Source organism: Pseudomonas sp. MDT2-39-1 (genome assembly GCF_054898085.1).
On the sequence record NZ_CM142716.1, the window covers coordinates 4,281,890 to 4,294,840 of the forward strand.

Consider the following 12,951-nt stretch of genomic DNA (forward strand, 5'->3'; position numbering starts at 1 on the left):
TGTCTAGATGAAAGTGCTTTACCTCGCCTCAGGCTCACCGCGTCGGCGTGAACTGCTCACGCAGATCGGCGTGCCGTTCTGCGCGATCAGCGCGGACATCGATGAAACCCCTTTAGCTCAAGAATCCCCGTCGGCCTATGTCGAGCGCCTCGCGCGCGGCAAGGCCGAGGCCGGGCGCGGCACGGTCGTGTCCGCCGCCGATTTTTGCGTGCTGGGCGCCGACACCGCTGTGGTACTCAACGGGAAAATTCTCGGCAAACCGGTGGACGAAGCTGACGCGTGCGCCATGCTTATGATGTTGGCGGGGCAAGAGCATGAAGTGCTGACCGCCATTGCAGTGCTTGACGGCGAGCGTTGTGAGTCCCGGGTGGTGCGCAGTCTGGTGCGCTTTCGCAACATCGCTCGCGATGAAGCGGCGGCTTACTGGGCCAGTGGCGAACCCCGGGACAAGGCGGGTGGCTATGGCATTCAAGGACTGGGCGCGGTGTTTGTCGCCCAGCTGATTGGAAGCTACTCGGCGGTGGTCGGACTGCCGCTGTGCGAAACCGCTGAGCTGCTCGGCCATTTCGGCATACCCTGTTGGCAAACCCTTAACGCGCGCTGAGCGTCGTACTGACAAGATGCGGCCATTATCGTGAACATGCCTGAACGAGACCCTGCCATGAGTGAAGAGATCCTGATCAACATCACGCCGATGGAATCGCGCGTGGCGGTGGTCGAAAACGGTGTCCTGCAAGAGGTCCACGTCGAGCGCACGCAAAAACGCGGGATCGTCGGCAACATCTATAAAGGCAAGGTCGTGCGGGTATTGCCGGGCATGCAGGCGGCCTTCGTCGATATCGGTCTGGACCGCGCCGCGTTCATTCATGCCTCGGAAATTTCCCTGCGTGAAGGCCCTACGGTGGAGAGCATCAGCGCGCTGGTCCACGAAGGCCAGAGCCTGGTGGTCCAGGTCACCAAGGACCCGATCGGCTCCAAAGGAGCACGCCTGACCACTCAGTTGTCGATTCCTTCCCGCTATCTGGTGTACATGCCGCGTACGGCTCACGTCGGCATTTCGCTGAAGATTGAAGACGAAGCCGAACGCGAACGTCTCAAGCAAGTCGTCACCGATTGCGTGGCCAAAGAAGGCATCAAAGAGGCGGGCGGTTTCATTCTGCGTACCGCCGCCGAAGGGGCCGGTGCCGATGAAATCCTCATGGACATCCGCTACCTGCGCCGTCTCTGGGACCAGATCAACGAACAGATCAAAACCATCGGCGCACCGAGTGTGATCTATGAAGACCTCGGCCTTGCGCTGCGCACATTGCGCGACCTGGTGAGCCCGAAGATCGAGAAGATCCGCATCGACTCCAGGGAAACCTTCCAGAAAACCACGCAGTTCGTCGCCGAACTGATGCCGGAAATCGCTGATCGTCTTGAGCATTATCCGGGCGAGCGGCCGATTTTCGACCTGTACGGCGTCGAAGACGAAATCCAGAAAGCCCTTGAGCGCAAAGTGCCGCTCAAGTCCGGCGGTTATCTGGTGGTCGATCCGGCGGAAGCCATGAGCACCATCGACGTCAACACCGGGGCGTTCGTCGGCCATCGCAACCTCGAAGAAACCATCTTCAAGACCAACCTCGAAGCCGCGACCGCCATCGCCCGCCAGCTGCGCCTGCGCAATCTGGGCGGGATCATCATTATCGACTTCATCGACATGGAAGACGAAGAGCACCAGCGCCAGGTCCTGCGCACGCTGGAAAAACAACTGGAGCGCGATCACGCCAAGACCAACATCATCGGCATCACCGAGTTGGGCCTGGTGCAGATGACGCGCAAGCGCACCCGAGAAAGCCTCGAACAAGTGCTGTGCGAGCCGTGCAGCAGCTGTCAGGGCCGCGGCAAGCTGAAGACGCCGGAAACGGTCTGCTACGAGATTTTCCGCGAAATCCTCCGCGAGGCGCGTGCCTATCAAGCGGAAGGCTATCGTGTATTGGCGAACCAGAAAGTCGTCGACCGGTTGCTTGATGAAGAGTCGGGTAATGTCGCCGAGCTTGAAGGATTTATCGGACGCACCATTCGGTTCCAGGTGGAAACCATGTATTCCCAGGAACAATACGACGTGGTGCTGCTCTGAATCGCGGTGTTTCACCCTTACTAGAACGGCTGGCCTCAGCTTTTTGCAGTATTTTCGCTATGGGAGCCAACTGACATGGAACGTCTGACACGCATTTTGGCCGCACTGACCCGCTGGGGTCTTGGCCTGTGCGCGTTGGTCTTGGTGTTGATGGCGTTGTACGTCAGCCTCGGCCGGGAGCTGACGCCTCTGGTGGCCGAATACCGTGCCGACGTCGAAACCAAAGCCAGCGCCGCCTTGGGCATGCCGCTGCTGATCGGCAAGCTGGAAGGTAACTGGAGCGGTTTCGCGCCGATTTTGCTGGCGCACGATGTGACAGTCGGCGAGGGCGCCAACGCCCTGCACCTGGATCAGGTACGAGCGGTGCCGGACCTTTGGGAAAGCCTGCTGGCTCGCGACGTTCGCATCGCTCACCTGGAGCTCAACGGCCTGAAGATCAGCCTCAAGGAAGGCGCGGACGGACATTGGGCGCTGGAAGGGTTGCCGGTGCAACAGGACCAGCCGCTGGATCCGGAGCAGCTACTCAATCGCATGCAAATGGTCCGGCAACTGTCGGTGATTGACAGCCAGGTGACCTTGCAGCCACTGGACCATCCACCGCTGACCCTGACCTACGTTGGCCTGAACCTGAAAACCGGCGTCTCCCGTCAACGCCTCGATGCCCGTTTGACCCTGCCCGACGGCCAGCCAGTGGCCATGACCCTGCGCACCCGTCTGCGCGCCAGCCAGTGGAAGGACGGCGAGGCCGAAGCCTACCTGAGCCTGCCGCAAAGCGACTGGTCGAAATGGCTGCCCGAGCGCGTGACCCGGCAGTGGAATTTCTCCGAGCTCAAGGCCGGAGGCGAACTCTGGGTGAATTGGGGCAAGGGCGTACTGCAAAGCGGCGCCATTCGCTTGAACGCGCCGCAACTCAAGGGTGCCTACGCCGAACGCAAGCCGATCCAGATCAACAATCTGGCGCTCAATGGCTATTTCCAGCGTAGCTCCGAAGGCATGCTGGTGACGCTGGACTCCCTGGCCATGAACTTTGGCGAGACCCGTTGGGAATCACACCTGCAACTCCGACAGACCGCCGCCACCGACAAGGCTGAAGAACTCTGGCACTTGCAAGCCGACCGCCTCGATCTCACACCGCTCACCCCGCTGATCAACGCCTTGGGGCCCCTGCCCGAAGGCGTTGCCACGGCGGTCGAGCGACTCAAGGTGACCGGCGGGCTGCGCAACGTGCTGATCGATCTGCGGCCCAATGCCACCGATGACAGCAAGTTCAGCTTTGCCGCCAACCTCGATCAGGTCGGCTTCGATGCCTATCACGGCGCTCCGGCAGCACGCAACGTCAGCGGCAGCATCAGCGGTGACCTCGGTCAAGGCGAATTGCGGATGGACAGCAAGGACTTCGTCCTGCACCTGGACCCGATTTTCGCCAAGCCATGGCAATACATCCAGGCCAACGCCCGGCTGACCTGGAAGCTCGACAAAGAAAGCTTCACCCTGATCGCGCCGTACCTGAAGGTGCTGGGCGAGGAGGGCAAGATTGCCGGTGACTTCCTGATCCGCCTGCATTTCGACCACACCCAGGAAGACTACATGGACCTGCGGGTCGGCCTGGTGGACGGCGACGGTCGCTACACCGCCAAGTACCTGCCGACCATGCTCAGCCCGGCGCTGGACGAATGGCTGCGCACGGCCATTCTCAAAGGCGCGGTGGACCAAGGCTTCTTCCAGTACCAGGGCTCGCTGAACCATGGCGCCGCCGACACTGCGCGCAGCATCAGCCTGTTCTTCAAGGTTCACGATGCCGAACTGGCGTTCCAGCCGGGTTGGCCGCATGTCAGCAAAGTTACCGGTGACGTGTTTGTTGAGGACAGCGGCGTGCGGGTCCTGGCGAGCAAAGGCCAGTTGCTCGATACTCAGGTTCGCGACATTTACGTCAATATTCCCCATGCGCCGGAAGGGCAGAGTGTTCACCTGTTCCTCGACGGCGGGTTCTCCGGTGAGTTAGGTGATGGCCTGAAGATTCTCCAGGAAGCGCCGATCGGCACCGCTGAAACTTTTGCCGGATGGGAAGGCGAGGGTGATTTGCAAGGCAAGCTGAAGCTGGATGTTCCGCTGGTCAAAGGTGAGCAGCCGAAGATTCTTGTCGACTTCAAGACCGCCAAGGCGCGTTTGAAGCTGGCCGAGCCCTCCCTGGAGCTGACGCAACTCAAGGGTGACTTCCGCTTCGACAGCGCCAAGGGTTTGAGCGGAAAGAACATCACCGCGCGCGCCTTCGACAAACCGGTCACCGCGCAGATATTTGCCGATGGCAGCGCAGGCAACCTCAAGACCCGCGTCACTGCATCCGGTCAGGTCGAGGTCAAGAAACTCACGGATTGGTTGAGCGTCACCCAGCCACTGCCGGTGTCCGGCGTGATTCCGTATCAGCTGCAATTGAGCCTGGATGGCGCCGACAGCCAGTTGATGGTCAGTTCCAGCCTCAAAGGCGTGGCGATCGATTTGCCGGCGCCGTTCGGCATGACCGCAGATGCGGGCCGCGACACCACGTTCCGCATGACCCTACAGGGACCGGAACGACGCTACTGGGTCAACTATGGTGAGCTGGCAGACTTCACGTTTGCGGCGCCGGCCGGCAATTTTGCCGACGGTCGTGGCGAGTTGTTCCTGGGCGGCGGCAGTGCCGTGCTGTCCGGTGCCAAAGGGCTGCGAGTGCGCGGCGTGCTGTCGGAACTGGATATCGGCCCGTGGAAGGATCTGTTGGACAAGTACGCCGGCCAGGATCCGGGTGGCAGTGCCAAGCAGTTGCTCAGCAGGGCGGACCTCAAGGTCGGCAAGCTCAGCGGTATCGGCACGACGCTCGATCAGGCATCGGTGCAGTTGAACCGCAAAGCCGCGGCGTGGGCCTTGCAACTCGACAGTCAGCAGGTCAAGGGCAGCGCGAGCATCCCTGATGCGAAAGGCGCGCCGATTGCGATCAATCTGCAATCCGTGCGGTTGCCGGCACCGGACCCTACGGTCCTGGCCGACGAGAACTCACCGGATCCGCTGGCTTCAGTCGATCCGACCAAGATTCCGGCGCTGGATATCACCATCAATCAGCTGTTCCAGGGGCAGGATCTCGTAGGCGCCTGGTACCTGAAAATCCGTCCGACCGCCAAGGGTATTGCGCTCAATACACTGGACCTGGGCCTCAAGGGCATGCTGTTGCAGGGCACTGGCGGCTGGGAAGGCATGCCCGGCAGCTCCAGCAGTTGGTACAAAGGGCGGATCAGCGGCAAGAACCTCGCTGACGTGCTGAAGGGCTGGGGCTTTGCGCCAAGCGTCACCAGTGAAGAGTTTCATATGGATGTCGACGGTCGCTGGCCGGGTTCACCCGCGTGGCTGGCCACCAAACGTTTCTCCGGTACGCTCGATGCCTCTTTGAATAAAGGCCAGTTCGTTGAAGTCGAGGGCAGCGCTCAGGCCCTGCGGGTATTCGGCCTGCTCAACTTCAATTCCATCGGTCGCCGTCTGCGCCTGGACTTCTCCGACCTGTTCGGCAAAGGCTTGAGTTATGACCGGGTCAAAGGTCTGCTGGCCGCGACCAACGGGGTTTATGTGACGAAAGAGCCGATCCTGCTGACTGGCCCGTCGAGCAACATTGAACTCAACGGTACCCTGAATCTGGTGGCCGATCAGGTTGACGCGAAACTGCTGGTGACGTTGCCGGTGACCAACAACCTGCCGATTGCCGCGCTGATTGTCGGCGCCCCGGCCATCGGCGGCGCGCTGTTCCTGATCGACAAGCTGATCGGTGACCGCGTGGCACGCTTCGCCAGCGTCAAATACACCGTCAAAGGCCCTTGGAAAGAGCCGAAAATCACCTTCGACAAGCCTTTTTGACCACGCCGATGGAGTAGCATGGTCCTGGGGTCTGATGCTTCGCCCCTGATTCCTGTAGGAGCGAGCGGTGCGGCGATCCGACTTGCCCGCGAACCGACGCACCGCTCGCTCCTACAGGGATGTGTTGATTCCCGATAAGGAAAAGGCCATGTCTTTTGCGGTGATTCAAATGGTCAGCCAGAGCGATGTGCTGGCCAACCTGGCCCAGGCCCGTCGTCTGCTTGAGCAGGCCGCGGCCGGTGGTGCGCAACTCGCCGTCCTGCCGGAAAACTTCGCCGCCATGGGCCGTCGCGACATTGCCGACATCGGCCGCGCCGAGGCGTCGGGCGAAGGCCCGATCCTGCCATGGTTGAAACAGACCGCCCGCGACCTTAAGTTATGGATAGTGGCCGGCACGTTGCCGTTGCCGCCAGTGGATCAGCCGACGGCCAAAGTGCATGCCTGTTCGCTGCTGGTGAATGACCACGGCGAAACCGTTGCGCGATATGACAAGCTGCACCTCTTCGACGTCGATGTGGCGGACAATCGCGGGCGTTATCGCGAATCCGATGACTATGCTTATGGCAGTGGGGTGGTGGTGGCGGACACGCCCGTCGGTCGAGTCGGGCTGACCGTGTGTTACGACCTGCGCTTCCCGGAGCTGTACAGCGAATTGCGCGCTGCCGGTGCGCAGTTGATTACCGCGCCGTCTGCCTTTACCGCGGTGACCGGCGCGGCGCATTGGGATGTATTGATTCGCGCGCGGGCCATCGAAACTCAATGTTATGTGCTCGCGGCCGCTCAGGGTGGAAACCATCCGGGGCCGCGAGAAACCTGGGGTCATGCGGCAATCATCGACCCGTGGGGGCGTGTGTTGGTGCAACAGGACCAAGGCGAGGCCGTGCTGCTGGCCGAACGCGATAGCAGCGAACAGGCGTCCATCAGGGCGCGGATGCCGGTGTCCAGTCACCGGCGCTTTTTCTCGCAGGGCGCACAGCGACCTGCCCGGAACGACGAATTTAAGGCGTAAAAATATGAGCGAGTTGTTGTCCTCTGTCAGTGAACACCTCCTGGCGCCCGGTGGCGTAACGATCGAGAGCCTGCAAGGTGTGCTCGGCGATCTGGCCGGTCCGGGCATCGATGCCGCGGATCTGTATTTCCAGGGGCAGATTTCCGAGTCCTGGGCGCTGGAAGACGGGATCGTCAAGGAAGGCAGCTTCAACCTCGACCAAGGTGTGGGTGTGCGTGCGCAATCGGGTGAAAAAACCGGTTTCGCCTACAGCAATGCCATCACCCTCGAAGCCCTTGGCGCAGCGGCTCGTGCGGCCCGTTCGATCTCCCGCGCCGGGCAGAACGGCACGGTGCAGGCCTTCACCACTGCGGATGTCGCCCAGTTGTACGGGCCGGACAACCCGCTGGAAGTGATGAGCCGCGCCGAAAAAGTCGAGCTGCTCAAGCGTATCGACGTCGCGACTCGCGCCCTTGACCCGCGTATCCAGCAAGTCACCGTCAGCATGGCCGGGGTCTGGGAACGCATTCTTGTCGCTTCGACCGACGGCAGCCTGGCCGCCGATGTGAGACCGCTGGTGCGCTTCAACGTCAGCGTGATCGTCGAGCAAAACGGTCGCCGCGAGCGCGGTGGTCATGGCGGCGGCGGGCGTACCGATTACCGGTACTTCCTCAGCGATGACCGCGCCATGGGCTACGCCCGTGAAGCGCTGCGCCAGGCGCTGGTCAACCTTGAAGCCATTCCCGCGCCGGCCGGTACGTTACCGGTGGTGTTGGGTTCGGGCTGGTCCGGCGTGCTGTTGCACGAAGCGGTCGGCCACGGTCTGGAAGGCGATTTCAACCGCAAGGGCAGTTCGGCCTACAGCGGGCGCATGGGCGAGATGGTTGCCTCCAAGCTTTGCACCATCGTCGATGACGGCACGCTGGCCGGTCGTCGCGGTTCCCTGAGCGTCGACGACGAAGGCACCCCGACCGAGTGCACCACGCTGATCGAAAACGGCGTACTCAAGGGTTACATGCAGGACAAGCTCAACGCACGCCTGATGGGTGTCGCCCGCACTGGCAACGGTCGTCGCGAATCCTACGCGCACCTGCCGATGCCGCGGATGACCAACACCTACATGCTGGCGGGTGAAAGCGACCCGGCGGAAATCATCGCCTCGGTCAAGCGCGGTATCTACTGCGCCAACCTCGGCGGCGGGCAGGTGGACATCACCAGCGGCAAATTCGTGTTCTCCACCAGCGAGGCGTACCTGATCGAAGACGGCAAAATCACCGCCCCGGTCAAAGGCGCGACGTTGATCGGCAACGGCCCGGAAGCCATGAGCAAGGTGTCGATGGTCGGTAACGACCTGGCGCTGGACAGCGGCGTGGGGACGTGTGGCAAGGATGGGCAGTCGGTGCCGGTGGGTGTCGGCCAGCCAACGCTGAAAATTGATGCGATCACTGTGGGTGGCACAGGATCATAAAGGATGGAGCTTCGGGTGAATCGCTTGGCGATTCACCCGATTCGGGACTTAACGCAGACCGCGTTGAGTCTCGTCCAGCTCACGGATGTACTTGAAGATTTTACGGTTCGATGCCGGTGGCTTGTTGGTCGCCAGTTCGTGCTGGGCCTGACGGATCAGGGAGCGCAACTGCTGACGATCAGCCTCCGGGTAGTCGAGCACGAACTTCTCCAGGACTGCATCGTCGCCCGCGATCAAGCGATCGCGCCAGCGTTCCAGGCCATGGAAACGTTCGTTGTACTGCCGGGTGGAGGCATCGAGTTGGTCGAGCAAAGTCAGAATGGCGTCAGTGTCCTGATCGCGCATCAGTTTGCCGATGAACATGAGGTGCCGTTTACGCGCGATATTCGCGGTGTGCTTGGGCGCATCGGCCAGTGCCCGGCGCATAGCGTCGGTCAACGGCAGTTTTGCCAGCAAGTCAGGCTTGAGCGTTGTAAGGCGCTCGCCGAGGTCAACCAGAGCATGAAGCTCGCGTTTGACCTGGGATTTGCTTTTTTCTCCCGTATCGAGGGAGTCGTCGTAAGAATCAACCATGGTGGCCGTCCGCAAAGAAACGCCGCCATGATAACCAGTCGGGGGCCGCTTGTCCGGCCCGGTCGCTCGAAGGCCCCAGCCGAAAGCAGAATTTAAGTGGAGAACAGCATGAGTGCAGTTGAAAGCGTCGGCCCACAAGCGTTGCCGGCACTGCAAGAACAAGTCGAGCAGATCATCGCTGAAGCCAAGCGCCAGGGTGCCAGTGCCTGTGAAGTCGCCGTGTCCCTTGAGCAGGGCCTGTCCACTTCGGTGCGTCAGCGCGAAGTCGAAACCGTCGAATTCAACCGCGACCAGGGCTTTGGCATCACCTTGTACGTCGGTCAGCGCAAAGGCTCGGCCAGCACCTCGGCCAGTGGTCCTGAGGCGATTCGTGAAACCGTCGCTGCTGCGTTGGCCATCGCCAAGCACACCTCCGAAGACGAGGCTTCCGGCCTGGCAGATGCCGCGTTGATGGCCAGGGATCTGCAGGATTTCGACCTGTTCCATCAATGGGACATCACCCCGGAACAAGCCATCGAGCAGGCGCTGGCCTGTGAAGCGGCGGCGTTTGCCATCGACAGCCGGATCAAGAACGCCGACGGCACCACCCTCAGCACCCACCAGGGCTGCCGTGTTTACGGCAACAGTCACGGTTTCATCGGCGGTTACGCGTCGACCCGGCACAGCCTGAGCTGCGTGATGATTGCCGAAGCAGACGGCCAGATGCAGCGCGATTACTGGTACGACGTGAACCGTCAGGGCAACTTGCTGGCTGACCCGGTGAGCATCGGCCAGCGTGCCGCGCAACGGGCGGCGAGCCGTCTGGGCGCGCGTCCGGTGCCGACCTGCGAAGTGCCGGTGCTATTTTCCGCGGAACTGGCCGGTGGCTTGTTCGGCAGCTTCCTCTCAGCGATTTCCGGCGGCAGTCTGTATCGCAAATCGTCGTTCCTTGAAGGCACGCTGGGTCAGAAGCTGTTCCCGGAATGGCTGACCATCGATGAGCGTCCGCACCTGATGCGCGCCATGGGCAGTTCGGCGTTCGACGGTGATGGCCTGGCGACTTATGCCAAGCCGTTCGTCGAAAAGGGCGAGTTGGTGTCCTACATCCTCGGCACCTATTCCGGCCGCAAACTCGGCATGCCGAGCACCGCGAACGCGGGTGGCGTGCACAACCTGTTCGTCACCCATGGTGATGAAGATCAGGCCGCCTTGCTGCGCCGCATGGGTCGCGGCTTGCTGGTCACCGAACTTATGGGCCAAGGGCTGAACATGGTCACCGGCGATTACTCCCGTGGCGCGGCGGGTTTCTGGGTCGAGAACGGTGAAATCCAGTTCGCGGTCCAGGAAGTGACCATCGCCGGCAACATGCGCGACATGTTCAAGCAGATCGTTGCAGTGGGTAATGATTTGGAGTTGCGCAGCAACATTCGTACAGGTTCGGTGTTGATTGAGCGGATGACAGTCGCGGGCAGCTAAACCCTTAGCGCTACACAAAAAGGCGCGCCACCCATTGGGTGGCGCGCCTTTTTTATGCGCCTTGCACCGGCCCCCTGTGGGAGCGGGCTTACTCGCGAAGGCGGTGTATCAGTCAACGAAGAGGTTGAATGTGATGACCCCTTCGCGAGCAAGCCCGCTCCCACACTAAATCTCGCTGATGCTCTCGGGGTTGTGTTGGTTCTCATTATCATCTAATAATAAATCTCATTACCGAATGGGCCCGGATCATGAGTTCTGCCTTGCACGAGATGCCTTACCTCAAAAGCTGGCGCTGGATGAGTCGCCAGATCCGTTGCGCGATGGACCCCGATGAACCGCGCCTGATCGAACATTACCTGGCTGAAGGCCGGTATCTGGCGTGCTGCACGGCCACCTCTGCCTGGACCATCGCCGAAACATCTTTCCGTTTGTTGCTCGACACGGCCGCCGATGTCGCGCTGCCCTGGCATTGGCGGACTTACTGCCTGGACCAGGCCTGGCGTCCTTTGCGCGATCTGGAACGCCTCTCTCTGTGCAAATGCCGCCTCAAGCGCTGGCAAAGCTACACCTGGCAACTGGCGACCTGCGAGTTGCAACCCTCGATTCCTCTCATAGAACTGGTGCAAGGATTTTCTGATGAACAAGACTCGTATTGAGCGCGACAGCATGGGCGAGCTTCAGGTCCCGGTGGATGCGCTCTATGGCGCGCAGACCCAGCGCGCAGTGGATAACTTCCCGATCAGCGGCAAGCCGATGCCGGTGCAGTTCATCCGCGCGTTGATTCTGGCCAAGGCTGCCGCCGCCCAAGCCAACGTCGAGCTCAAGCAAATCAGCGAGTCGCAGGGCAAGGCCATCGTCGATGCGTCATTGGGTCTGCTTCAGGGCGACTTCATGCAGCATTTTCCAGTGGACATCTTCCAGACCGGATCCGGCACCAGTTCCAACATGAACGCCAATGAAGTGATTGCCACCCTGGCCAGCCGTCTGCTCGGCGAGCCGGTGAACCCGAACGACCACGTGAATTGCGGCCAAAGCAGCAACGACATCATCCCGACCACCATCCATGTCAGCGCCGCACTGGCGTTGCACGAGCAACTGCTGCCGGCGCTGGTGCGTCTGGTGCAGGTGATCGAGTACAAGGCTGAAGAGGTTCATCACCACGTCAAAACCGGTCGCACGCACTTGATGGACGCCATGCCCGTGCGCATGAGCCAGGTGCTCAATGGCTGGGCGCAACAGCTCAAGGCCAACATCGGCCATTTGCAGGACTTGCTGCCGAGCCTGCAATCCCTGGCTCAGGGCGGCACGGCGGTGGGCACCGGGGTCAATGCGCATCCGCAATTCGCTGCGCGTTTCAGCCAACAGTTGAGCGAGCTGACCCACGTTCAATTCACGCCGGGCAAGGATCTGTTTGCGCTGATCGGCTCCCAGGACACCGCAGTTGCGGTCTCCGGACAGCTTAAAGCGACAGCGGTTTCGTTGATGAAAATCGCCAACGATCTGCGTTGGATGAACTCCGGCCCGCTGGCCGGCCTCGGCGAAATCGAACTCGAAGCCTTGCAGCCGGGTTCTTCGATCATGCCCGGCAAGGTCAACCCGGTCATCCCGGAAGCCACCGCCATGGTCGCCGCCCAGGTGATCGGCAATGACACCGTCATCACCATCGCCGGTCAGTCGGGCAATTTCGAATTGAACGTGATGCTGCCGATCATCGCGCAGAACCTGCTGAGCAGCATCGAACTGCTGGCCAACGCCAGTCATCTGTTGGGTGAAAAGGCCATCGCCAGCTTCAAGGTCAATGAGGCGCGAATTAAAGAGGCGCTGTCGCGCAATCCGATTCTGGTGACCGCACTCAACCCGATCATTGGTTACCAAAAAGCCGCTGAAATCGCCAAGAAGGCCTATCAGCAGGGCCGACCGGTGATTGATGTCGCCCTGGAACACACGGACCTGACGCGCAGCCAACTGGAAGAATTACTCAACCCAGAGAAGCTCACCGCAGGCGGCGTGTAATCACCGCTACCGCTTTGGAGGCTCACCATGGAGCACTGGAAACGCACGATCGAAAGGGCTAATCGCCATTTCATGCTGGGCGAACTCGTCGATGCCCGCGAGGCGTACTTGCAGGCCCTGGCGTTGGCCCAGGTGTTGTTCGAGCGCTGGGCGGATGCCGACGAAGCGGTGGCGGCCTGCGTGATTTCCCACCACAACCTGGCAGACCTGCATTTGCGTCTTAACCAGCCGGAGGAGAGCGCCGAGTATTTGTGCGCGATCCATCAGCGGTTATTGCAGACCATGCAGGACCCGCGCCTGGCCCCGGCCCTGCGCGAAGCCGCGTTGCGTCAAAGCAGCAAAACCTATGTCGAGCTGCTGAATTTCATCAGCGAGCATGGCGAATACCCGCGCACACACCGTTTGCTGCACACCGATACCGCATCGCCTGCGCCTCTACATCATGGAGTCCATTGA

The 12,951-nt window shown here is 61.1% G+C and carries 10 protein-coding genes; 9 read left to right on the forward strand and 1 reads right to left on the reverse strand.

Features of this window, described 5'->3' with window-relative positions; translation table 11 throughout:
* The first annotated feature begins 7 nt into the window (after positions 1-7).
* The 5 genes from ACYZTM_RS19975 (at position 8) to tldD (ending at position 8,454) form a co-directional block, all read left to right on the forward strand.
* Entirely contained in the window at positions 8-604 is a 597-nt protein-coding gene (locus ACYZTM_RS19975; protein ID WP_461984232.1) for a Maf family protein, read from the forward strand.
* A gap of 57 nt (positions 605-661) precedes the next feature.
* Positions 662-2,119 carry a ribonuclease G gene (gene rng, locus ACYZTM_RS19980; RefSeq protein ID WP_131061223.1) on the forward strand — a complete coding sequence of 486 codons (1,458 nt, stop codon included), beginning with the start codon at positions 662-664 and terminating at the stop codon, positions 2,117-2,119.
* Positions 2,120-2,194: 75 nt separating this feature from the next.
* A complete protein-coding gene (locus tag ACYZTM_RS19985) occupies positions 2,195-5,998 on the forward strand; it encodes a YhdP family protein (protein ID WP_461984234.1) in 3,804 nt (1,267 codons plus the stop codon).
* 148 nt (positions 5,999-6,146) lie between these two features.
* On the forward strand, positions 6,147-7,007 hold the full coding sequence (locus ACYZTM_RS19990) for a carbon-nitrogen hydrolase family protein (protein WP_461984236.1): 861 nt from the start codon (positions 6,147-6,149) through the stop codon (positions 7,005-7,007).
* Positions 7,008-7,011: 4 nt separating this feature from the next.
* Entirely contained in the window at positions 7,012-8,454 is a 1,443-nt protein-coding gene (tldD, locus tag ACYZTM_RS19995; protein ID WP_131061220.1) for a metalloprotease TldD, read from the forward strand.
* 48 nt (positions 8,455-8,502) lie between these two features.
* Here the strand turns inward: tldD and yjgA are convergent, their stop codons facing one another.
* Positions 8,503-9,027, reverse strand: a complete 525-nt coding sequence (gene yjgA / locus ACYZTM_RS20000; RefSeq protein WP_131061219.1) for a ribosome biogenesis factor YjgA — start codon at positions 9,025-9,027, stop codon at positions 8,503-8,505.
* Positions 9,028-9,135: 108 nt separating this feature from the next.
* Here yjgA and pmbA point away from each other — a divergent pair, with 108 nt between their 5' ends.
* The 4 genes from pmbA to ACYZTM_RS20020 all read left to right on the forward strand — a co-directional run bounded on the left by pmbA (position 9,136) and on the right by ACYZTM_RS20020 (position 12,951).
* Positions 9,136-10,482: a metalloprotease PmbA gene (gene pmbA / locus ACYZTM_RS20005; RefSeq protein ID WP_461984239.1), complete on the forward strand. Its 1,347-nt coding sequence runs from the start codon at positions 9,136-9,138 to the stop codon at positions 10,480-10,482.
* Positions 10,483-10,730: 248 nt separating this feature from the next.
* On the forward strand, positions 10,731-11,138 hold the full coding sequence (locus ACYZTM_RS20010; RefSeq protein ID WP_131061217.1) for a FagA protein: 408 nt from the start codon (positions 10,731-10,733) through the stop codon (positions 11,136-11,138).
* Positions 11,119-12,495, forward strand: coding sequence for a class II fumarate hydratase (locus ACYZTM_RS20015; protein ID WP_461984241.1), 1,377 nt, complete (start codon positions 11,119-11,121; stop codon positions 12,493-12,495). The genes ACYZTM_RS20010 and ACYZTM_RS20015 overlap by 20 nt, the downstream gene beginning before the upstream one ends.
* Before the next feature lie 27 nt (positions 12,496-12,522).
* On the forward strand, positions 12,523-12,951 hold the full coding sequence (locus ACYZTM_RS20020) for a hypothetical protein (protein WP_131061215.1): 429 nt from the start codon (positions 12,523-12,525) through the stop codon (positions 12,949-12,951).